The sequence below is a fragment of the Perlabentimonas gracilis genome, assembly GCF_011174675.1.
In the GTDB taxonomy this organism is placed as follows: Bacteria; Bacteroidota; Bacteroidia; order Bacteroidales; family Tenuifilaceae; genus Perlabentimonas; species Perlabentimonas gracilis.
This window is the reverse complement of sequence record NZ_JAANIG010000025.1, coordinates 46345-67438: the sequence shown is the minus strand read 5'-3', so window position 1 is coordinate 67438 and position 21094 is coordinate 46345. Positions and strand designations below refer to the sequence as shown.

Here is a 21094-nt window from a genome sequence, read left to right as displayed (position 1 = left end):
AGCGCTTTATCATGATCAATCAGGGCACTAGGGATCGGGAGTTCTTTTACTTTAGGCTAAGGAACTATTTCTCTTAGCACCTCAAAATAATATTTAGCCAATACTTTTGATGCTTGGGAAGTAAGGATGCCCCACCAGCTCGTCCTCAAAGGTCAGTCTAGGCACGCTTATGCCTGCTCTACTAAGCGCTTTTTGTAAGATGTAAATGGTACTGTCTAAAGCCATTACTTATCATTCGTTTATTCTTTGTATATTCAGATAATTATTTACCTCACCAAAGTATGCCCCTCCTCGGAAATGATATTACCGTGTAGCACCGCGACATTTTCTATCCAACATAAAGTACGCACAGGTTTTAATATCTAACTTAACGTTAAGCTGCTAGGCTTGCCAAGCTGACTGATGTAGTTGCGAACCGTGCGGTCGGTTACACCTAAACGCTGGGCTAACTCGGCGGGCGAGCCTGTACTGCCACTTTCAATAAGCTGGTGGAGCCTTTCGAGCTGATCCTTCACTTGTAATATCATTGCGGTTTGTTGGTTGTTGGTTAACAAATAGGGTAAATCTGTGCAGAGAGAGTATGCCCCTCTACTATATGTGTCGCCAAGTGCCAATTTGTGACAAGGTATTTTGAAGTTTTTTTGAGAAAAGTTCGAGTCACTTCGGCATCTCGCTGGTATGCTGACCGTTGGGGAATGTTAAATTTTTGCTTTTGAAAGGGTTGGGGGGGGTAGACTTAGAAAGGTTGGATGCAGTAAGTTTACATCAGGTTAGCCCCACGCTGCTGCACGAGTCGATCTCGTATAGGTGGAAACTTGACGAGAGAGCTCGGCATAGCCAATCGTATGGTAGCAGGGTGGAATCTGGTGAAAGCCGAACCACTTAGGCCAAATGGGTAAATTACCTAGGTTAAGCTTGCAGCAGGCGGGAGCCTGCATGAATAGATGGGCGGTGGCACAGCCAACCGCCCAACGGGGTAGAATGGTTTTAAAATGCATTAAAGTTCCATTTATTGAACCACCAAATCTATAGTTTTAGTATTTGAAGCATAAAACACTCCGTAACCTCCCTCGATGTTTGATTTGATTATTTTGGGCTCTGGCACTCCAAAAATTAACCCCATATCGGCATCGGTATCGATGAAATAATTCATACTACCAATGTAATCAAAATACTCTTGGCTTACGCTATTTACTACTAACTTCAAATCGTCGTAATCTAATATTTCTACTGGACTTGCATTTGAGGCTAGGTACTGAATATCAAAAATAAGTTGGATGGTATCACGACTTGTAACACCGCAGCCGGTTGAAATAACCTTCCCGTATCGCGATTCAACTTCGCACGGATTTGAAAAGTTGTCTGTAATATCATTATCAGGATTCCGGAAATACATCCCATCTTCCTGCGCACTATTGATAACAAGCTCAACAAACCGATTGTTGTCCGCACTAACATCTATAATAAATTTTAGTAACCCTTGAGATTTCTGGCTGCCTGTTCCAGGTTCGGGGCCAACATCAATCAATTTTGAATAGGTAACGTTAGTAATCTCGGGAAATTCAACGTTATTGCTTACTGCCTCACCATACTGATTCGATACGACCTCTATCCGATAATTGTTTCCAGGAATGGGTGTTAGGCTAAAACCATTTGGTATTATATAGTTACCTTCAGACTTGTAGTCAAGTACAGCCACCAAGGTGTTATTCTCAAAAAGGCTAACAGTAGCATCATCAACATATCTCACCTTGTCCACTAAAAAGGTTCCTACCGGATTGGCCGAAAAGGTTACCTGTACATTAACTCCATCAAAATTAGAAATACAAGCATTTACAACCAACTTCTCGCCCTCAAAGGGTGGGTTAATATCAAGCTCGCGGTTACACGATGAAGCGAAAAATACAATAACCACCAGCAGGCCGTGCCAAACGGAACTAAGTTGCTTGTTGAATAACCATAATGCCATGCTAATCATCAAATTAAAAGTTAACATTGTAGCTAAAAAAGGGAATAAAGCCAAAGATGGTTCCCGTTGAATATGCATTTCGAAATCCAAGGTACTCCCTGTTATCATCGTATTGGCTATGTGAAGTGAGCTCCATATACTGAGCATTACTGTGGCCATAAGCATTGTAGGCCCCAAACGAGACAGATGATTTTCGTCCCTTTTTTGAAACATACTCCTTGGTAAATGCAATATCGAGCCTATGATATAAAGGCATACGGTAGTTATTTCTTTTTGTAAATACAGGTATTTCATCTCTATGCACATCTAGAATATATGCAGTAGGTATGGTTGTAGCTAGGCCCGAATTGAGAATAAATGTTGACGACACCTTCCACTTATCAGTAATGCTATACGATGCAACAATATTTAGATCATGTAACCTATCGTAGCGCGCATTAAACCACTCCCCATTGTTAATTCCACTAAACTTTCGCTTATTTCGGGCTAAGGTATAAGCTATCCAACCATTTAATCGCCCCTCCGTTTTCTCAATCATAAGCTCCACCCCATATGCCCGACCAATGCCATCAGTCTCAATAATTTCTTCCCATGTACTCGTAAGGTTGGCTGTATAGTCGAGCCCAGTCTGGTAATCGATAAGTTTTTTCGATGGTTTAAAGTACGAGCTCAGGCTTAGCTTGTACGGCAAATCTTTAACCCTAAGGGTATAGCCTGCAGAGTATTGGTTTGCCTCCTGAGGCACAACTGAACTGGTAACCGGAACCCAAACATCAACAGGTAATGTTTGAGAAGGCCGCGATAGCAAGTGCAATGGCTGCTTGGATTTTGAATACGCAAAATTAATTGCAGAATATTTCCCTAATAAAATATCGAGGTTAACCCTAGGTTCTACTGAGTGATAACGAGTGCTACCAACAAAAAAAATGCTACCCCTTACCCCCGTTCGTAGCGTAAAATACCGATTAGTAAAAAAATCTTCGAGGTAGATGCTTGAGGTGTAAAAAAGATACTCCGTACTCCTTTCGGAAGGGTAGCCTGATGGTAATACATTTTGTGATAGGCTATACTGGTCTGGCCTAAGGCTCTGCCGCTGTAACTCTACCCCTCCGGTTAACCTGTGCTTAGAGCTGAGCGTGTACTCAAGCCTTTGCCTTAGTGTTACATCGAAAACGCTTGATGCTATTAGCAATGATTTTGGGCTTGGTGCAGTTCCCTCGTCGCTTAAGTTTTTGGTATTGTAACCCTGTCCAAATTTAAAAGAGTTCACCGACATCATACTTTCACTAAAAACACGAGGGGAGTAACTTGATATGTACCTTACACTTGCCGTTTTGTTGCCCCACCCAAAATCGGTTTTCGATTCCTCATCAACAAAACGCTCCTTGCGGTAAAACAAATCATCTCCAGCGTAAAGGCTCACAAATAGCTTACTGTTATCGGAGAATGAATGGTTAAACTTGGCATTCAAATCGTACATTATATAGTTAACATAGCTGTTTACACCTGAACTAGGATACGCATAAAGATACATAGCGGGTAATCCGATAACGCTTAAGTAAGCCGCTCTCGAGGAAAACATAAATGAGGATTTATCTTTTACCACGGGGCCATCAATGGTAAACTGAGACGTTAACGGGCCAACGCTCAGGTTAGACCTTATTCGCTCTCTGTTGCCCTCCTTCATGCTAACATTAACCACCGAAGAGAGCCTGCCACCATAACGCGCTGGAAAACCATTCTTAATTATTTCAACACTTTGAATTGCTTCTGTGTTGAAAACAGAGAATAAGCCAAATAAATGATTGTTGTTGTATACCGTGGCTCCATCGAGAAGCACTAGGTTTTGATCGGGTGTTCCACCCCTTACATGTATACTTGAACTACCATCGGTTCCAGTATTTACACCTGCAGTAAGCGCTAATGCTTTCATTACATCATGTTCACCTAAAAGCGGAGGTATTTTCTTAACCTGCTTCATAGTTAATGTAGTCATATTGGGATCGTTAGCCGATATATCAACCCGCTGCGAAACAATTCGAACCTCGTCAATACTAGTAGGTTCAAGGTAAAAGGTGACCAAACTATCGGAAACCATTTTAAAAGAATTTAGAATAGGCTGATATCCAACAAATGAAACCTGAATATCCACCTCACCTTTGCTAAGCATAAGGCTAAAGTAACCATACTCATTGGATATTGCACCCCTTGATCTATTGGCAAGTGCAACTGTAGCTCCTGGGAGGCTCTCGCCTGTTCCCTTTTCCCTAACGAAACCGTGCAGAGTTACCCCTTGAGACCATAATGATAATGTAGCCCCCAAAAATAGTACGGTAACAGCTATAGGTATTCTCAAAAAAATGGTCATTGGCAGTGTGTAAACTACTTGTAGATGTCGAAACCAAACCTTAAGTTTAGGCTTAAGTACAATGGAGGATTAGATAGCCGATAGTCATTGTCGATATAGTACCTATAACCTAAACCAACTCCAACTTCGTAGTTTAGCCTACTACCTATAGCTCTTCTAATTCCCCAATTCGCGGCGACATTAACCCTATCTTGCCCCTTAAAAGTATTACTTTCCCATTGCGATAAATCGGAGTTATACCATAAGTTGTAGGGTAGGTTGTATGATACATTTAAACCTAAAAAATTTGCGGAGTTCCTTGCCACATCAATACCCGACGATTCCCTTTTGTTGATATTGTAATGCCAGCGAGGTTGAATGGATAGTGCTGGGCCGCAAACAACCGACTTATTACCCCACCCAAAGCCTACAATTGCCTCTCCCCTAAGGGCAATATCATTTGTTAGCATTTGCTCATGATAATAGGTTACACCTAGGTTATTGTCAATAATACCTACCTGAAATCCTCCAATTTGCCTTTCGGTTGAGGCTTGCTGCGAAAAAACTTGAAAAGAGGTAACCAATAGAAAGAGTAAAACAAAGAAAGTTCTCATCTGTGAAGAGTAATTTAGTTAATGATTATTACAAAAATAGATGCATTTTTATATAGTGAGAAATTTTTCTCTAAAAATAACCTGAATAAGCCATGCACCTAGCTTATCCAGGTTACTCCTTTAGCTACATATTTGTATTACACTGAACGGTAGTTGTGCCCCATTCTAACATATGATGCCCTTCAAAAGTTTTTATCTCAGGATATAGATTTGCATTTACAGTAAAATCTAGATTTTTCGAAACTCTAGCAGTATTGGTACCATTCTCAAAGAAATCAAATGAGTATTCTGGAAATCCTGAACCAGGGTAATGCCAAACGCCTGATGCACTTACTTCAATATAATCTGTGGCTCTTTGATACCATATACATAAACTTCCACGGCATGGCCGCCTTAAGTTAGTAGATGAGATGTACAGCGAATTATACAAATGCAACCTAACTGTCCATGCGCCACCTCTTAGTCTTCGATATCTAGAGTCATAATCTACTCTACACTCCTTTTCATCACTTTTAATGCCTTCTACCTCAATATTCTCAACAATGTTCTGGTGAAAAGTTAAGTTGCCATTTTTACTGCCTGAATCGGTATCTAGTATTTCTTGTAATTGGTCAATATGTCCTTGGATAGTATACTCTCTAGTAAACTTATATATTGAATCAGCAATTTGAACAATACCATCCTCATTAAAAATCGAAGACAATACATCAACAAACACTACAGGCTCAAAATATAAATCATCACCCTGTTTTAGAAGCACACCAACATTCTTAACTTTATCAAAATCTATTTTCTCTCCATTAAGTTCCCTTTGAAAAAATTCATCACTTATTCTTTCAAAAGCAGAATAGTTTGAACAGAAATTAATAAAAGTACAATTAAATGTCTCAAGATTTGCTGGAGACTGCAGTATAAAATCAATTGTTTTATCAAAACTTTCCCTGTTTTTAAAAACAAGACGCCCTTCTTTTTCAACAACATTAAACTGCTCTTCTAAAGCAATTTGCTCAAGATTCAATGGCTCCTGTTTTAAGCATGAAGTCGAAAGAGAAATCAGTAGACAAATAGTTGAAAATAATTTAATTCTTTTCATTTCATTTACTTTTTAGGTTAAAATATTAAACATCAAAAACCCTTTGGGCCCATTCAGGATATTTTGGCATACCAAAGGTATACCCCTTCGCGGAAATGACATTTCCGTGTAGCACCACAACATATGTTTTACAACACAAATTACACATAAGTATTAATATCTAGCTAAATGTCATGTCGTTACGCTTAGTGGTCTGAGATGTAAAAAAAGGGATTTAGAATTGAGATTATCACTTACCTCCCCCTATCCTGCTAACAGAAAGGCTGTTACCCCCCCCCCACTTGTCTCCTGAGCGCTTGTATTCAAGGGCTCGAAGGTAAACCTAAGCGCAACTGGGTGCTTGTAGTAGTATGTTTGGCTGGAACGGGAATATTCGACAGGCGCCCCAAGTTTGACAAGCTGACTGATGTAGTTGCGAACCGTGCGGTCGGTTACACCTAAACGCTGGGCTAACTCGGCGGGTGAGCCTGTGCTGCCACTTTCAATAAGCTGGTGAAGCCTTTCGAGCTGATCCTTTGCTTTTAATATCATTGCAGCTTGCTGGTTACTGGTTACGAAATAGCGAAAAACTATGCAGAGAGAGTATGCCCCTCTACTATATGTGTCGCCAAGTGCCAATTTGTGACAAGCTATTTTGAAGTTTTTTAAAATAAAGCACGAGCCACTTCGGCATCTCGCTGGTATGCTGACCGTTGGGGGATGTTAATTTTTTGCTCTTGAAAGGGTTGGGGGCTAGATTTAGAAAGGTTGGATGCAGTAAGTTTACATCAGGTTAGCCCCAGGCTGCTGACGAACCGTTCTCGTATAGGTGGAAACTTGACGAGAGAGCTCGGCAAGGCCAATCGTATGGTAGCAGGGTGGAATTGGTGAAAGCCGAACCACTTAGGCCAAATGGGTAAATTACCTAGGTTAAGCTTGCAGCAGGCGGGAGCCTGCAAGAATAGATGGGCGGTGGCACAGCCAACCGCCCATCTTAGGAGTCACTTAAAGGAGAACAAAAATCTTTACTAAACGATATTGATATAGCATTACAGAATTGGCCTAAAACCTAACTTATAAACCTTAGGGCCAAGGGATAGGCAAATCGCTCGCCGCTATTCGATCGGACTGAAGCTACAATTATCATCACCAGCTTGAATACACCAATGCCAATAAGGAACAGTATGCCAACACCAATAAGCACAAGCATACCCGAGACAATTGTATAAATCAACATCGAGATATGGAAGTTAAGGGCATCCTTGCCCTGCTTGTCAACCTCAACGTACTGATCCTTTTTTATTAGCCAAACAATAAGTGGTCCCAAGATGCTCCCGAAGGGGATTACAAACATGGCCAACGCGCTTAAATGGCAAAGCATGGCCATGGTGCGTTCCTCGTTACTAACATAAACTATTGGTTCCATAGAAAAAGGTTTAGGGTTTATTTCAAAATTTATAATAAGGGAAACTACTCTACCAGCTTACGGTACTTTATGCGTTTGGGCTCCTCATCGCCTAACCGTTTGCGCCTGTTCTCCTCGTACTCGCTAAACGATCCCTCGAAGAAGTACACCTGCGAGTCGCCCTCGAATGCCAATATATGCGTTGCAATACGGTCGAGGAACCATCGGTCGTGGCTAATCACCACGGCGCAACCGGCAAAGTTTTCTAAACCCTCCTCCAGCGCCCGTAGGGTGTTCACGTCGATATCGTTGGTGGGCTCGTCGAGCAGAATCACGTTACCCTCCTCCTTTAGGGCCAGCGCAAGGTGCAACCTGTTTCGTTCACCGCCCGATAGCACGCCGCACTTCTTCTCCTGATCGGCACCAGTAAAGTTGAAGCGAGCCACATATGCTCTGGCATTCACCTGTCGTCCGCCAAGCATCACAAAATCGAGGCCTCCCGATATTACCTCGAACACGGTTTTCTCAGGATCGATGGCCGAGTGCTGCTGATCGACATAGGCCAGCTTAACGGTTTTGCCCACATCAAAAGTTCCTTTATCTGGGGTCTCAAGCCCCATAATCAACCTAAAAAGGGTTGTTTTACCGGCTCCGTTGGGGCCAATAATACCAACTATTCCGTTGGGAGGTAGCTTAAAGTTGAGGTTGTCGTACAGCAGCCTATCGCCATAACCCTTGGCCACATCGTTAGCCTCAATTACCGAGTCGCCAAGCCTTGGCCCATTGGGGATAAATATCTCCAGTCGCTCTTCCTTCTGCTTAGAATCTTCGCTTAGCAGCTTATCGTACGCCGAGAGGCGTGCTTTACTCTTGGCATGCCGCGCCTTGGGCGACATCCGCACCCACTCCAGCTCGCGCTCAAGGGTTTTACGTCGCTTGCTCTCCTGCTTCTCCTCCTGAGCCAAACGGGTTGATTTTTGCTCCAACCATGAGGAGTAGTTACCCTTCCATGGTATTCCCTCGCCCCTATCGAGTTCAAGAATCCAACCGGCCACATTGTCGAGAAAGTAACGGTCGTGGGTAATGGCAATCACGGTTCCTTTGTATTGCTGGAGATGCATCTCGAGCCACTGCACGCTCTCGGCATCGAGGTGGTTGGTTGGCTCATCGAGCAGCAGCACATCGGGTTCCTGTAGCAATAGGCGGCAAAGCGCTACGCGCCTGCGCTCGCCACCCGATAGCACTTTAATAGCTGCATCGGGCTCAGGGCAACGAAGGGCGTCCATAGCACGCTCCAGCTTGGAGTCGAGGTTCCAACCATCGGCATGGTCAATCTTCTCGGTTAGCTCGCCCTGTAGCTCAACCAGCTTCATCATTTCATCGTCGCTCATGGGTTCGGCAAACTTGGCATTCACCTCGTCGTACTGGCGCATGAGCTGAACCACATCCATCACACCCTCCTCAACAATTTCCCTAACGGTTTTGGTTTCGTCGAGCTGTGGTTCCTGTTCGAGGTAGCCCACCGAGTAGCCCGGCGAGAACACCACTTCGCCCTGATACGATTTTTCTATCCCCGCAATAATCTTTAGTAGGGTCGATTTCCCTGATCCATTTAACCCAATGATACCAATTTTGGCACCATAGAAAAATGATAGGTAGATATTGTTTAGAACCTTTTTTTGAGGTGGAAAAACCTTGCTTACTCCCACCATGGAGAAAATAATCTTTTCGTCGGCCATAATATTTAGTTAATTGTAATTGTATGCGTTATGCTATTTGAACCTAAACCTGAAAAAATAATTTCGTAGGTTCCTGGTATTGATGCTTTAAAAATGTATTGCTCCCCAAAGGTAACCAATACTTCGGGGCAAATGCAACCCGTGTACTTAACCTTTCCTTCCACCGTAATCACATTACCACTTTGCGAATCGCTCATACTGTGAAAACTCCCGCACTCCTGGTCTCGTCACAAGTAAAGGTTATGCATCCCGAGAGGCTAATAAAAATAGCCATTAGCACAATAGCAAGATGCCAGATTCGGCCACTGGTTATAGCCAGTGGATAGGGTACCATCGGATATTTCGAAAATCGCGCTTAAGAATTAATGGAGGTTTTTTCTCGCTAATACTATGCGTTTTGTAAAAATATCCCTTTCCAGTAGCCGGTTCGATAATCATTTTAAAGCACTTGCCCGAGGTTGCATCGGGGCCGGGAGCTACAATGTGAAATACCACCACATCCTTCTCGGCCTTTTTCACTATATCGACCAGCTCTTCATCGGTAACTACTCGATGATAGTTCTTGTATATCTTGCCAAAATCCTTGCCCTCGGCCATGCTGAAGGCAACCTGGCTCTCACTAAAGTATAAGGCTTTACCTTTCAACTCTTTAATCCTTCTATTGAGATGGTTTAACTTGTGAAGCCGCTTGCTACCCTCAGTCTTCACAACATCGGTGGCATAGCTCTGGATAAACTTCACAAGCATCTCGGTTTTGTGCAGCTCGTTGCTGCTGGTAAGCGTTGAGCCTACGAAGGGGATTCGTGCAATCACGGGCATTTCCTGAATATCGCCCGTGGGATGCGAAAGCATAAGGTACATAAAGTTGTAGGTGTGTCCATGAGGGTCGTTGTCGAACTCCGTTTGCAGAGTAATCAGGAATGAGTACTCTGGGTTTGTCTTCGCCTCGTTAAAGCGATTGCTGTTAATCAACTCATAATCGTTTATTTGCCAATGTTTCTCAATGGCATTCTTAAGCATAGCATCAAATGCCACGTCTCTACCGTCCATCACAACCAGGAGCTTGGTATTGGAAAATGCACTAACCTGCTCTGATGTAGCGTAGGGTCCTTGAGCGCCAACTGCTTTAGCAAGTAAAGCAATGGCAATTATTACCGTGAACTTTTTCCAACTCATATCAACAATTTTTTGCGGGTACTAAAAAAAAGCATCGTCATACCTAATGTGTAAAGGTATAAACGATGCCCAGGAAAAACTGTTCAAATTACTTAATGCGCTTGAAGTCTTTGGCAAGAAATCCATCGCCACGCTTACTGTTTATCATATGGTAGTTGAAGTAGTACATCTTACCATCGACAGCGTCAATTAAAATTTTATAGCAACGAGCCTGTAAACGGGTGCCCTCGGGGCCAACCTTATGAAGGTAAATAACGTTAGGATTCTTCTCGGCAACTGCCTTTGCAATATCATCTGGGGTAACAATCCTTACAGTGTGGGGGTAATTCTTGCGAACATCGGTAAGGCTACGCACGTTACGATCCAGATCCTGCTCAAGCACCCAAAGTTCTTTCTCCTTAACTTGCTTCCTGTTCTTGTTGTAGGGCTTAAAGATATTCTTCTTGATAAGTTTAGGGTTTTGATCTAAATTCTTGATGTGGTATTGAGCAGCCAAAATGAGTCCTTCGAGCTTGTAGGCATAGCTATCCTCACCAACGCTCTTGTATGCAAGCGGAAGTGAGCATATATCGGGCAGATCGGTATGCCTACGTACTCCAGCACCAAGGACAACGGATAAAAAATTATAGGTGGCTTCTAGCTTATCACCAGTAAACTTAATGTCAAGCTTAACTAGAAATGATTTACTAATATCACCCCTCATCTCTTCGAACTGAGTAGTATTAATAAACTCGTAGGGGGTAATTGTCCAAGATTTTTCAACTGCCTCCTTGATTTTAAAATTGTACTCCGACATGGGATTATCCTCAAGCACCACATAGGTAGTGGTTCCCATAAAAGTTTTAATATCCTCATGGCGAGTTACGTAACGCTCTGCAAAAGCAGCCGCGCTAAGGCTAACTAGGCATAGCAGTGCAACAAGTTTTCTCATAGTGGTAGTCTTTAATTATCAACTTTAGTATTCAGTGCAAAATTAATGCTTTGATTGATTGTTTTAAACAAAAACATAAATAATTGAAATCACCTTTCATAATATTTCTCATAATGTAACATACAAATATCTATTATGTTGTATTTACATACAGGGGTTAAAGGGGTATAGATACATCAATAAAAAATCTATAATGGCTCAAAATTCAGGATTTGAAGTTAAGATTTTTGTAAATTGCGACACGATAAAACATGCAAAAAATCCGGGACTAAATTTGACTATTAATGGAACTAGTTGATCCGAAAGATTTCAAAAAAGCGGCTGGGCTAAACACCGTGGGGGGTGAAAGCATAGCCAAGATGCTGATGTCAATCTTAAAAATTAATAAAATTAATAAGGAGTACTCTAAGATTGGCCATTTAAAGGGTCTTGATTTTCTGAACACCCTGCTCAACAACCTGCAAATAAACTACGAAATTAGCGAGGAGGAGCTACTGAGAATCCCAAAGGAGGGGCCATTCATAATTGTATCGAACCACCCTTACGGTGGCATTGATGGGATAATTCTGCTGAAAATAATATCGGAGATAAGGCCCGATTTTAAGGTGATGGCCAACTTCTTGTTACGACGCATTGACCCCATAAAGGAAGTAATTATCCCCGTTGATCCATTCGAGGGGCAAACGCAGATCTCATCGAGTGTAGCAGGCATAAAGGGGGCGCTTAACCACCTTCGTGAAGGCAAGCCGCTGGGCATATTCCCTGCTGGCGAGGTGTCAACGTACTACAATACCGAGTCGCCCGGTGTGGCCGATAAGCAGTGGAACGAGTCTATCATCAAGTTCATCAAAAAGATGGAGGTGCCCATTGTTCCGGTGTATTTTAAGGGCACAAATAGTAGGCTATTTCATATCCTTGGGCTAATTCACCCCATGCTGCGTACTGCTAAGCTCCCATCGGAGTTACTAAACAAGAAGAACAAGCTGGTGAAACTCCGAATGGGCATACCAATCTCGGTAAAAGAGCAAAAAGATTTTACCGATATCGCTCGGTTTGGTCGCTTCCTCAGGCTTAAGACCTATGCCCTAGGGTCATCCATTGAGGTAAAGAAGTTCTTTAACTATCGGCTAAAACCCGAGCCAAAGCCCGTGGACATCATACAACCCGTTGCCCCCGAGCTTATCCAAAGCGAAGTGGAGTCGCTCACCGAGAGCTACCTGCTGTTTAAAAGCAAAAACTTCTGCATCTACTGTGCTCCTTCGGTTGAAATGCCCAATATAATGACCGAGTTGGGTCGCCTGCGCGAGGTAACGTTCCGAGAGGTTGGTGAGGGTACTAACCGAAAGATTGACGTGGATGAGTTTGACCTATACTACAACCAGCTGTTTATTTGGGATGAAGAACAGAAGACTATTGTGGGCGCATATCGCGTAGGTAAAGGCAAGGAGATACTTGACAGGTACGGCAAGAAGGGGTTCTACATCCAAAGCTTGTTTAAAATCGACAACGGTTTTCTGCCCATCCTTGGGCAGAGCATCGAGCTGGGCCGGTCGTTTATTGTAAAGGAGTACCAGCGCAAACCACTACCCCTATTCTTGCTTTGGAAAGGAATATTGTACTTCCTTATTAAAAATCCGGAGTACCGATACCTGATTGGACCGGTGAGCATATCGAGCCGCTTCTCGAATTTTTCCAAGGGGCTAATCATCAACTTCATGAAGGCCAACTACTACGACCATGAGTTTGCCCGGTTAATAACGCCACGCAACACGTTTAAGGTTCCCGTAAGCAAGGATGATACCGATGTAATTTTTGAGAAAAGTAACGACCTCAACAAGCTCGACAAGTTTATTCAGGATATAGAATCGGATGAGTTTAGAATGCCCGTGCTACTGAAAAAGTACATTAAGCTCAACGGCAAAATTATTGGGTTTAATGTGGATCCAAAGTTTAATAACGCCCTCGACGGGCTGCTTATTCTCGATCTATTCCAGGTGCCAATCGATACCATAACCTCATTATCGAAAGAGATTAACGATAAATCAATCCTGGAGCGCTTTAACCTATCGGACTATACCTTTGAGGATACGAACAACGATTAGGGGTTGCGAAGGCTAGTGAACTTTTTTTGTAAAGCATTGTTTATTAAGCACAATAAGGAACAATGCTTTTTTGTTTCAAAACATATTTGCTAACCCAAAACAATTAAATAGTATGAAACTGAGAACTATATTTATTATGATGGCTGTATTGGCCGTAGGAGCAACAAGCTGTATGCAAAGCCCCGAGGGCGAAAAGGTAAAATCGGACGATGCGACAGAAATTCACTTCGCGGAACTAGCCAACACCGTAACGCCAAACCTTGCACTAAGTAAGGTTGAATGGCTTGGAACAAAGCCCACTGGCACTCACTACGGAACGTTATCGATAAAAGAAGGTTCACTCTTTGTTAAAGATGGCGAACTTACTGGGGGAGTGTTTGTTTTGGATATGAACTCTATAGTAGTGCTCGATATTGACGATCCGAAGATGAACGAGAATTTGGTTGGCCACTTAAAATCGGCCGATTTCTTCCTTGTAGACTCATTCCCAACTGCAACATTCAAATTTTCAACGGTTACCCCGTTGGAACTGAGCACAGAGGTTGAGGGCAAGGTAAATCCAACCCATAGAATTGAAGGCAACCTAACCATGCGTGGCATTACCCGTAGGGTTAACTTCCCCGCCAAAATCAAAATCGACGAGCAGGGCATTAGTGCTAAAACCCCTCAATTTGTGATAAACAGAACCGAGTGGAATGTGAACTACGGATCGAAATCGGTGTTTGCAAACCTTAAGGACAACTTTATTCACGATGAGATTGGAATAACTATTACCATTAGAACGGAGTAGTCCTAAAGCTAAAGACTTTTAAACCCAAGGTTTGCGCCTTGGGTTTTTTGTGCCTTAATATTATGGATATCTTTAAAAACGACAAAAAGCTAAACCCTTTTTAGCCCTATAAGTCTTACCATTGTTTGACTAACCAAAACTGAGAACACCAATGGCAAAAAGACTACCCCTTTACCTCGCTCTTATTATTGCTTTTACAAGCTGTGGTAATAAAGAGGAGAAACTCCTCGAGAAAGCATGGAGCATTCACTCCCGCATTGTAACCATTGACACGCACACCGACACACCGCTCATGTTCAACCGCGATGGTTTCGATTTCAGCGGCGAGGATCAACGCTCAAGAGGTAGGGTTGATTTAAAAAAGATGGAGGATGGTGGTCTCGATGCTGCCTTTTTTGCCGTATTCATTGGGCAGGGCGAACGCACACCCGAAAAGTACGATGAGGTACACCAAAGGGCTCTCGAGATTTTTGATGCTGTTCATGAAAACGTGAATCGATATCCCAATAGAGCATCCATTGCCCTAGCTGCCGATGATGCATACAAAATTAAAGAGGAAAACAAGCGAGCCATATATATAGGGGTGGAAAACGGATACCCTTTGGGTAAAGATTTAACCAGGCTCCAGCAGTACTACAACCTGGGGGCACGCTACCTCACCCTATCGCATACCCGCAACAACGATATTTGCGACTCGTCAACCGACCCCAATGGCCCCGAGCACAAAGGGCTCAGCCCATTTGGGTTTCAGGTGGTAAGAGAATTGAATCGTTTGGGAATGATGATTGACGTTAGCCACATCTCCGATGATGCCTTTTACCAAGTGCTACAGTTCAGCAAAACACCTGTTATTGCCTCGCATAGCTGCGTAAGGGCTATTTGTGACAACCCCCGCAACCTAGACGATGACATGCTTAAGAAGCTGGCAGAAAACGGAGGGGTTATTCAAATGTGCCTACTTAGCAACTATCTGAAAGATCCTGAGCCATACCCAGCGCGCGATAGCGCTAGGGCTGCGGTTAGGAAAAAATGGGGCAGTTTCCGCGATTTGGAGCCCGAGCAAAGACAGCAAGCATTTGATGAGTGGTACGCCATCGACGATGAATTCCCCCCCAAGCTGGCCAGTGTAAAAGATTTGGTAGACCATATCGACCACGTGGTGCAGCTTGTTGGAGTTGATTACGTGGGTATTGGAAGCGACTTTGATGGTGGCGGCGCCATTAATGGATGTGCCGATGCCAGCGAAATGATTAACATTACTGTTGAACTACTGCGCAGAGGATACAAAGAGAAGGAGATTCGCAAGATTTGGGGCGAGAACTTCCTGAGGGTGTTTCGCGAAGTGGAGGAATTTGCAATAAATTCAAATCTGTAATACTTTTACCATATCTTTCCAATCCACAAAAATGCAGGTTGTTTAACTATTTTGGTTACAAAAACTCTGAAAAGTATGAAATCGTTTCGGTATAAGGTGGTAGCATTGCTTACCCTTGTCGTTTTTTTTCACAACGCTTCTCAATCCCAAATAGCTTTCGACAGCTGGTTCGAGAACAAGGCACTTCGAATTGATTACTTTTTAGCGGGAAACGAGACAGTACAGCAATTTTTCTTAAAAGATTTAAGTATTGAACCTCATTGGAGCGGTTCGCATACGCAAACCCTAAGCAATCTTGATCTGGGTAGTTACAAAGTGGAAGTTACCGATAAGGATTCGAACACGTTGTTATACACCTATGGCTTTTGCACTCTTTTTCAGGAGTGGCAAACCGTTAATGAGGCTACCTACCAATCGAAGGCTTTTGAGCAGGTTACTCGAATTCCATTCCCCAAAAAAACTGTTGATGTTACGTTTTTCGCAAGAGACAAGCAAACTGGGAAATTCCAAAAGCTGTATAACCTTGAGGTAAACCCCAACGATATCAGCATTATAAAAAACCAGTGGGCAAAGCACCCTGTTACCAAGATTATTGATAACGGAAACGCCAACCAAAATCTCGACATAACTTTTATTGCAGAGGGATACACCTATAATGAAATGGACAAGTTCCGTAGCGATGTGAAAAAGTTGGCCGATTACCTGTTTGCTCAGGAGCCCTTTGCTGCCTACAAAAACGACATTAATATCTGGGCGGTAGAGTCGCCATCTGAAGTAAGTGGCCCCACCAATCCAAGGGCAAACATTTGGAACAGAACAGCCGTAAGCAGCAGCTTCAATACCTTTGGCATTGACAGATACCTCACAAGCACATCTACTTTTAAGATAATGGATATTGCAGCCAATGCCCCCAGTGATGTGGTTTACATACTGGTAAACACGGCAGACTATGGTGGAGGCGGCATATATAACCACTACAACGTGGCCACTTCGGATAATCCGCTCTCGAGTATCGTTTTTATTCATGAGCTGGGACATGGTTTAGCTGGTTTGGGCGACGAGTACTACACCTCGGATGTGGCATACGAGAACTTTTACCCTCTTGATGTGGAACCCTGGGAGCAGAACATTACCACTCGCGTTAACTTCGATGCTAAATGGGCCGATATGTTGAAACCCAGCACACCCATACCTACACCGCAAACCAAAGATTTTCAGAAAACGGTGGGCGTATACGAGGGTGGTGGCTACATGAGCAAAGGCGTTTATCGTCCTTACATCGACTGTAGAATGAAGAGCAACGAGGCCAAGGGGTTCTGTCCTGTTTGCCAAAGGGCAATACGCCAAGTGCTTGAGTCGTACAGGTAGCATTTTGGCCATATCAAACAGCCAGCCGCACAAGCGAAACAACGATAATCAATACTTTTACTACCTTTGCATCGTATGTTGCGCTAATCGTTCTGCTTCATACCTATGTAAGTAGAATTAATATCAACAGAGATGATTATCCGTTCAGCCCAATTCGTAAAGAGCAGCCCCGAGGTAAAACAATGCCCCGAATCGACATTGCCCGAGTATGCATTTATTGGCCGCTCCAACGTGGGTAAATCGTCGCTTATCAATATGCTAACCGGGATGAAAGCCCTGGCCAAGGTTTCGGGCACACCAGGAAAAACGCAACTGATTAACCATTTCGATATTAACGGGTCATGGTACTTGGTCGATTTGCCAGGTTATGGCTATGCCCGAACTGGGAAAAAGCAGCGAGCCGTTTTTGCCGAGATGATAAAACAGTACATCGTATCGAGGGAATCCTTGCATTGCCTTTTTGTGCTTATCGACTCGCGCCACAAGCCACAGCCAATCGACTCAGAGTTCATTAACTGGTTAGGCAATAACGGCATCCCCTTCGCTCTGGTTTTCACCAAGGCCGACAAGCTTAGCTCAAGCAAGCTAAACGAATCGCTAATGCAGTACAAGAAGCACCTTTACGAGAGCTGGGAAGAACTCCCGCAAATTTTTATAAGCTCAGCCGTAACACGAACAGGGCGAGATGAGATACTGAACTACATTGATGACATAAACAAGCTGCTTAAGGAGCAGTCCAAATAGTTTGATGTAATGTTCGAAATGCCACTAACCACCCATAAATACCGATTGGGTGGTTTTTTATTAAACGCAGCATGTAACAGGATTACCCAATAACCCTATTTTAGTTTGCAAAAACTCTGCTAAACAATAGTAATATAAATTTTATCGATTTACATATTTGACTTAAATTTGCACGCAAAACAAACCTACCCCATGATCAAACAACACTGCATAAAATTCTTCACCGGAAGAAACTCAGAGTACCTTGCAAAGGAGATTGCGCGCAACTATGGAAGTTCGCTGGGCAAGTCGTACGTAACCGATTTTAGCGATGGTGAATTTCAGCCATGCCTCGACGAGTCCGTTAGAGGTTCTACCGTATTTATTATCCAATCAACTTTTCCACCCTCGGATAACCTTTTTGAACTTCTTTTGATGATAGATGCAGCGCACAGGGCATCGGCATACAAGGTGGTTGCTGTTATTCCATACTTTGGGTGGGCAAGACAGGATCGCAAGGACAAGCCACGTGTTTCCATAGGCGCCAAGATGGTAGCCAACCTGCTAAGCGCTGCAGGGGTAGACAGAGTGATGACCATGGACCTACACGCCGATCAAATTCAAGGCTTTTTTGATGTTCCCGTTGATCATCTTTACGCCTCATCCATCTTTGTTCCGTACATCAAAAACCTAAACCTTGATAATATTGCCATAGCCGCCCCCGATATGGGCGGAGCAAAAAGAGCAAATGCATACGCACGCTTCCTTGATGCTTCGCTAATTATTTGCCATAAAACCCGTGAGAAGGCCAATCAGGTGGGAGACCTAACCGCCATAGGTGATGTTGAGGGCAAGAATGTTATAATAATGGACGATATGGTTGATACCGCCGGAACCCTTACGGCTGCAGCCAACATGATGATGAGCAAGGGGGCCAAAAGCGTTCGCGCCTTTGCTACACACCCCGTTCTTTCGGGCCCAGCCTACGATCGCATTGCCGAATCGTCGATCACCGAATTGGTTGTTACCGATACAATCCCCCTAAAAGAGGGAGCTAACACCGATAAGATTAAGGTTCTAACAGTGGCCGAACTCTTTGCCGATGTGATAAACAAGGTTTACAATTTCGAATCTATTAGCGAGAAATTCATAATCTAACTAGCTAGCATTGAATGCTAATATTTGCAAAAAAGTAATTATATTTGCAACCCAATTTTCCCCTCAACCAAATTAGTAGTGGCGCGATGGGGGGCTGGCTAACACCGAGGGGGCAGTCCTGAGTAGCGTCGATTATTAACACAACGTAGTACAATAACAATGAAAGAGATTAGCTTGAATGGTTCGGTAAGAACCGAAACAGGTAAAAAATTTGCAAAGCAAATTAGAAGAGAAGAGCGAGTTCCTGCCATCGTTTATGGTGGTAAAGAGAACCTAATGGTTACCCTGGTTGAAAGGGAGCTGAAAGACATCATCTACACTCCTCATGTTTACACCATCAATCTTAATGTTGATGGCAAAGCCTACAAGGCCATTGTTAAGGAGATGCAGTTTCATCCAGTAACTGACAAAATCCTTCACCTTGATCTACTTCAGGTATTCGATGACAAGAAGCTAACCGTTGCCCTTCCCGTTAAATTAACCGGATCGGCCGAAGGTGCTAAGCAGGGGGGTAAACTAACTCTAACCACACGTAAACTTAGGGTTTGTGGCTTTCCAAAGGATCTTCCCGAGATGATTGAGGTTGATGTAACCGAGTTGGGTCTTGGAAAAAGTCGCTTGGTAAGTGAGCTTTCGTTCGACAAGTTTGATATTGTTGAGCCAAAATCAACTGTTATTGCAACCGTTAAGCTTACTAGGGCTGCTAGAGGTGCTGCCGCTGCTGCCGCCGAAACTAAGTAGTAACTGTAAAATATTGCAATCTTGAAATACTTGATTGCCGGCCTTGGGAACATTGGACCTGAATATTCCAATACCCGCCACAACATCGGATTTAAGGTATTGGACGCACTTGCAAAGGCGTCCAATACTGTTTTTAGCCCTAAGCGTTACGGTGACGTTACCCAGGTTAAGCACAAGGCTCGAACCTTCGTGCTACTTAAGCCTTCAACCTACATGAACCTTAGTGGTAAAGCCGTAGCTTACTGGCTAAAAACCGAAAAGATTCCCATTGAAAACCTGCTGGTAGTGGTTGACGATATTGCCCTACCCATAGGTACCCTGCGCCTTAGGGCCAAGGGTGGCGACGGAGGCCACAATGGGCTCTTCGACATAATTGAGACGCTTGGTACTCAAAATTTTGCCCGCCTACGTTTTGGTATTGGTGGAGATTTCCCCAAGGGCTCGCAGGTACAGTATGTTCTTGGCGAGTGGACCCCCGAGGAGGAAGAAATTCTGCCCGAGCGTTACCTTGCAGCTAAAGAAATTATCTTTAGCTTTGGCACCATTGGAATTGAGCGAACCATGAACTTTTTCAATAAGAAGTAACCTGGGTATGGGCACAGAATCTGCCGCTAGAATTGATAAGTGGTTGTGGACTGTCCGCATTTTCAAAACGCGCAGCATAGCAACCGACGAGTGTAAAAAGGGTCGAGTAAGAGTAAACGATGCCGAGATAAAACCATCGAAAGAGGTGAAGGCTGGCGATACAATTTCAGTAAGAAAACCGCCTGTTGTATACTCGTATGTAGTGAAGGATATTCCCAAAAGTAGGATTGGAGCCAAGCTGGTTCCCGATTACCTTGAGAACACCACCCCCGCCGATGAACTGGCTAAGCTGGAACCCGGATTCTTAGCCTTCCAGGGCAACAGAGCCCGTGGCACTGGACGACCCACCAAGAAGGAACGCCGAACGCTCGATAACATCAGGGATACGCAGGACTAGTTCTTCCCCACCCAAAGAGCTACACAACCTTCTGGTAGCATCCAGTAATCTCACCAATATAAAATCGATGATGATCCTTAGTAGGGTAAATCTCCTCGTCAATCAACTTGTCGATAAACGAGTCGTGTTTAATATCATCGGCATACAGCTTACGGCACTCAATAATTAGCCGAGCCTGCTCAAATGCAATTGAACTTGTGGGTGTAATCATTGGCGAAAGCCCTGTCTCCTTGGCCTTATCGTAATCTCTTCCCGATTTTGATCCGCAGAACGACAGCTCCTTTCGGTAGTTACCGTGGCCAAAAAAGGAAAGGGTATAGGTGTCGAACTCCTCAGTAAACTGGTAGGTATGGCGTTGGGGACGCACAAAAATAATGGAGATGGGTTTACGCCAAAGGAACCCAAAACTTCCCCACGATGCGGTCATGGTATTATATCGATCCTTGTCTCCTGCCGTAATAAGCATCCACTCCTTGTCAAGCAGATCGAATACATTTTCGTTAAGTTTAAATGGATCGACTGGCTGAAAGCCACTAAATTCTTTTATCATAACTCAATAGATTATAACCTAACCACCACTGGGGTTAGACTCCTTTTTGTGC

23 protein-coding genes are annotated in these 21094 nt (G+C 43.6%); 10 read left to right on the top strand and 13 right to left on the bottom strand.

Annotation, left to right across the window (positions count from 1 at the left end):
* Positions 1–93 precede the first annotated feature (93 nt).
* Together G8O23_RS17560 and G8O23_RS11500 are read right to left on the bottom strand one after the other, a co-directional pair.
* Positions 94–225: a hypothetical protein gene (locus tag G8O23_RS17560; RefSeq protein WP_262888066.1), complete on the bottom strand. Its 132-nt coding sequence runs from the start codon at positions 223–225 to the stop codon at positions 94–96.
* Between the two features lie 137 nt (positions 226–362).
* The gene (locus tag G8O23_RS11500; protein ID WP_166364936.1) at positions 363–527 is read right to left on the bottom strand and encodes an HTH domain-containing protein; all 165 of its coding nucleotides are present in this window, start codon (positions 525–527) and stop codon (positions 363–365) included.
* A gap of 218 nt (positions 528–745) precedes the next feature.
* On the opposite strand from G8O23_RS11500, the gene G8O23_RS11495 reads away from it, so the two are divergent.
* Positions 746–886 carry a hypothetical protein gene (locus tag G8O23_RS11495; protein WP_166364935.1) on the top strand — a complete coding sequence of 47 codons (141 nt, stop codon included), beginning with the start codon at positions 746–748 and terminating at the stop codon, positions 884–886.
* Positions 887–1009: 123 nt separating this feature from the next.
* Here G8O23_RS11495 and G8O23_RS11490 read toward each other — a convergent pair whose 3' ends face one another.
* From G8O23_RS11490 to G8O23_RS11445, 10 genes are all read right to left on the bottom strand, one after another.
* Positions 1010–1969 carry a DUF4249 domain-containing protein gene (locus G8O23_RS11490; protein WP_166364933.1) on the bottom strand — a complete coding sequence of 320 codons (960 nt, stop codon included), beginning with the start codon at positions 1967–1969 and terminating at the stop codon, positions 1010–1012.
* Positions 1970–1982: 13 nt separating this feature from the next.
* Positions 1983–4337, bottom strand: a complete 2355-nt coding sequence (locus G8O23_RS11485; RefSeq protein ID WP_166364931.1) for a TonB-dependent receptor — start codon at positions 4335–4337, stop codon at positions 1983–1985.
* Positions 4338–4351: 14 nt separating this feature from the next.
* A complete protein-coding gene (locus G8O23_RS11480) occupies positions 4352–4930 on the bottom strand; it encodes a hypothetical protein (RefSeq protein WP_166364929.1) in 579 nt (192 codons plus the stop codon).
* 124 nt (positions 4931–5054) lie between these two features.
* Positions 5055–6023 carry a hypothetical protein gene (locus G8O23_RS11475; protein WP_166364927.1) on the bottom strand — a complete coding sequence of 323 codons (969 nt, stop codon included), beginning with the start codon at positions 6021–6023 and terminating at the stop codon, positions 5055–5057.
* Positions 6024–6266: 243 nt separating this feature from the next.
* Positions 6267–6554 (bottom strand): helix-turn-helix domain-containing protein, encoded by a 288-nt coding sequence (locus G8O23_RS11470; protein WP_166364925.1) that lies wholly within the window; start codon positions 6552–6554, stop codon positions 6267–6269.
* Positions 6555–7071: 517 nt separating this feature from the next.
* The gene (locus tag G8O23_RS11465; RefSeq protein ID WP_166364923.1) at positions 7072–7428 is read right to left on the bottom strand and encodes a DUF4870 domain-containing protein; all 357 of its coding nucleotides are present in this window, start codon (positions 7426–7428) and stop codon (positions 7072–7074) included.
* 44 nt (positions 7429–7472) lie between these two features.
* The gene (gene ettA, locus G8O23_RS11460) at positions 7473–9146 is read right to left on the bottom strand and encodes an energy-dependent translational throttle protein EttA (RefSeq protein WP_166364921.1); all 1674 of its coding nucleotides are present in this window, start codon (positions 9144–9146) and stop codon (positions 7473–7475) included.
* 5 nt (positions 9147–9151) lie between these two features.
* Positions 9152–9343, bottom strand: coding sequence for a hypothetical protein (locus tag G8O23_RS11455; RefSeq protein ID WP_166364919.1), 192 nt, complete (start codon positions 9341–9343; stop codon positions 9152–9154).
* A gap of 112 nt (positions 9344–9455) precedes the next feature.
* Positions 9456–10322, bottom strand: a complete 867-nt coding sequence (locus G8O23_RS11450) for a hypothetical protein (RefSeq protein WP_166364917.1) — start codon at positions 10320–10322, stop codon at positions 9456–9458.
* A gap of 88 nt (positions 10323–10410) precedes the next feature.
* Positions 10411–11253, bottom strand: a complete 843-nt coding sequence (locus tag G8O23_RS11445; protein ID WP_166364915.1) for a hypothetical protein — start codon at positions 11251–11253, stop codon at positions 10411–10413.
* A 284-nt stretch (positions 11254–11537) separates the two neighbouring features.
* On the opposite strand from G8O23_RS11445, the gene G8O23_RS11440 reads away from it, so the two are divergent.
* The 9 genes from G8O23_RS11440 to G8O23_RS11400 all read left to right on the top strand — a co-directional run bounded on the left by G8O23_RS11440 (position 11538) and on the right by G8O23_RS11400 (position 20492).
* On the top strand, positions 11538–13355 hold the full coding sequence (locus G8O23_RS11440) for a lysophospholipid acyltransferase family protein (RefSeq protein WP_166364913.1): 1818 nt from the start codon (positions 11538–11540) through the stop codon (positions 13353–13355).
* A gap of 112 nt (positions 13356–13467) precedes the next feature.
* Entirely contained in the window at positions 13468–14145 is a 678-nt protein-coding gene (locus G8O23_RS11435; RefSeq protein WP_166364911.1) for a YceI family protein, read from the top strand.
* A 151-nt stretch (positions 14146–14296) separates the two neighbouring features.
* On the top strand, positions 14297–15520 hold the full coding sequence (locus G8O23_RS11430; RefSeq protein WP_166364909.1) for a dipeptidase: 1224 nt from the start codon (positions 14297–14299) through the stop codon (positions 15518–15520).
* Positions 15521–15595: 75 nt separating this feature from the next.
* The gene (locus G8O23_RS11425) at positions 15596–16888 is read left to right on the top strand and encodes a M64 family metallopeptidase (RefSeq protein ID WP_166364907.1); all 1293 of its coding nucleotides are present in this window, start codon (positions 15596–15598) and stop codon (positions 16886–16888) included.
* Between the two features lie 132 nt (positions 16889–17020).
* A complete protein-coding gene (gene yihA / locus G8O23_RS11420) occupies positions 17021–17632 on the top strand; it encodes a ribosome biogenesis GTP-binding protein YihA/YsxC (RefSeq protein ID WP_166364905.1) in 612 nt (203 codons plus the stop codon).
* Positions 17633–17824: 192 nt separating this feature from the next.
* Positions 17825–18769 carry a ribose-phosphate diphosphokinase gene (locus tag G8O23_RS11415; RefSeq protein WP_166364903.1) on the top strand — a complete coding sequence of 315 codons (945 nt, stop codon included), beginning with the start codon at positions 17825–17827 and terminating at the stop codon, positions 18767–18769.
* Positions 18770–18928: 159 nt separating this feature from the next.
* Complete coding sequence (locus tag G8O23_RS11410) at positions 18929–19510, top strand: 50S ribosomal protein L25/general stress protein Ctc (protein WP_166364901.1); 582 nt, start codon at positions 18929–18931, stop codon at positions 19508–19510.
* A gap of 21 nt (positions 19511–19531) precedes the next feature.
* Positions 19532–20095 carry an aminoacyl-tRNA hydrolase gene (gene pth / locus G8O23_RS11405; protein ID WP_166364899.1) on the top strand — a complete coding sequence of 188 codons (564 nt, stop codon included), beginning with the start codon at positions 19532–19534 and terminating at the stop codon, positions 20093–20095.
* A gap of 7 nt (positions 20096–20102) precedes the next feature.
* Complete coding sequence (locus tag G8O23_RS11400) at positions 20103–20492, top strand: RNA-binding S4 domain-containing protein (protein ID WP_166364897.1); 390 nt, start codon at positions 20103–20105, stop codon at positions 20490–20492.
* A 19-nt stretch (positions 20493–20511) separates the two neighbouring features.
* Here G8O23_RS11400 and G8O23_RS11395 read toward each other — a convergent pair whose 3' ends face one another.
* Positions 20512–21042 (bottom strand): flavin reductase, encoded by a 531-nt coding sequence (locus G8O23_RS11395; RefSeq protein ID WP_166364895.1) that lies wholly within the window; start codon positions 21040–21042, stop codon positions 20512–20514.
* Positions 21043–21094: the final 52 nt, after the last annotated feature.

Coding starts and splice junctions, on each gene's coding strand:
- G8O23_RS11490 (WP_166364933.1), bottom strand. CDS start 1,969: ATGGCATTATGGTTATTCAACAAGCAACTTAGTTCCGTTTGGCACGGC.
- G8O23_RS11500 (WP_166364936.1), bottom strand. CDS start 527: ATGATATTACAAGTGAAGGATCAGCTCGAAAGGCTCCACCAGCTTATT.
- G8O23_RS11480 (WP_166364929.1), bottom strand. CDS start 4,930: ATGAGAACTTTCTTTGTTTTACTCTTTCTATTGGTTACCTCTTTTCAA.
- G8O23_RS11445 (WP_166364915.1), bottom strand. CDS start 11,253: ATGAGAAAACTTGTTGCACTGCTATGCCTAGTTAGCCTTAGCGCGGCT.
- G8O23_RS11395 (WP_166364895.1), bottom strand. CDS start 21,042: ATGATAAAAGAATTTAGTGGCTTTCAGCCAGTCGATCCATTTAAACTT.
- ettA (WP_166364921.1), bottom strand. CDS start 9,146: ATGGCCGACGAAAAGATTATTTTCTCCATGGTGGGAGTAAGCAAGGTT.
- G8O23_RS11425 (WP_166364907.1), top strand. CDS start 15,596: ATGAAATCGTTTCGGTATAAGGTGGTAGCATTGCTTACCCTTGTCGTT.
- G8O23_RS11400 (WP_166364897.1), top strand. CDS start 20,103: ATGGGCACAGAATCTGCCGCTAGAATTGATAAGTGGTTGTGGACTGTC.
- G8O23_RS11450 (WP_166364917.1), bottom strand. CDS start 10,322: ATGAGTTGGAAAAAGTTCACGGTAATAATTGCCATTGCTTTACTTGCT.
- G8O23_RS11440 (WP_166364913.1), top strand. CDS start 11,538: ATGGAACTAGTTGATCCGAAAGATTTCAAAAAAGCGGCTGGGCTAAAC.
- G8O23_RS11410 (WP_166364901.1), top strand. CDS start 18,929: ATGAAAGAGATTAGCTTGAATGGTTCGGTAAGAACCGAAACAGGTAAA.
- G8O23_RS11435 (WP_166364911.1), top strand. CDS start 13,468: ATGAAACTGAGAACTATATTTATTATGATGGCTGTATTGGCCGTAGGA.
- G8O23_RS11485 (WP_166364931.1), bottom strand. CDS start 4,337: ATGACCATTTTTTTGAGAATACCTATAGCTGTTACCGTACTATTTTTG.
- G8O23_RS11415 (WP_166364903.1), top strand. CDS start 17,825: ATGATCAAACAACACTGCATAAAATTCTTCACCGGAAGAAACTCAGAG.
- G8O23_RS11475 (WP_166364927.1), bottom strand. CDS start 6,023: ATGAAAAGAATTAAATTATTTTCAACTATTTGTCTACTGATTTCTCTT.
- G8O23_RS11465 (WP_166364923.1), bottom strand. CDS start 7,428: ATGGAACCAATAGTTTATGTTAGTAACGAGGAACGCACCATGGCCATG.
- G8O23_RS17560 (WP_262888066.1), bottom strand. CDS start 225: ATGGCTTTAGACAGTACCATTTACATCTTACAAAAAGCGCTTAGTAGA.
- yihA (WP_166364905.1), top strand. CDS start 17,021: ATGATTATCCGTTCAGCCCAATTCGTAAAGAGCAGCCCCGAGGTAAAA.
- G8O23_RS11430 (WP_166364909.1), top strand. CDS start 14,297: ATGGCAAAAAGACTACCCCTTTACCTCGCTCTTATTATTGCTTTTACA.
- G8O23_RS11470 (WP_166364925.1), bottom strand. CDS start 6,554: ATGATATTAAAAGCAAAGGATCAGCTCGAAAGGCTTCACCAGCTTATT.
- G8O23_RS11455 (WP_166364919.1), bottom strand. CDS start 9,343: ATGAGCGATTCGCAAAGTGGTAATGTGATTACGGTGGAAGGAAAGGTT.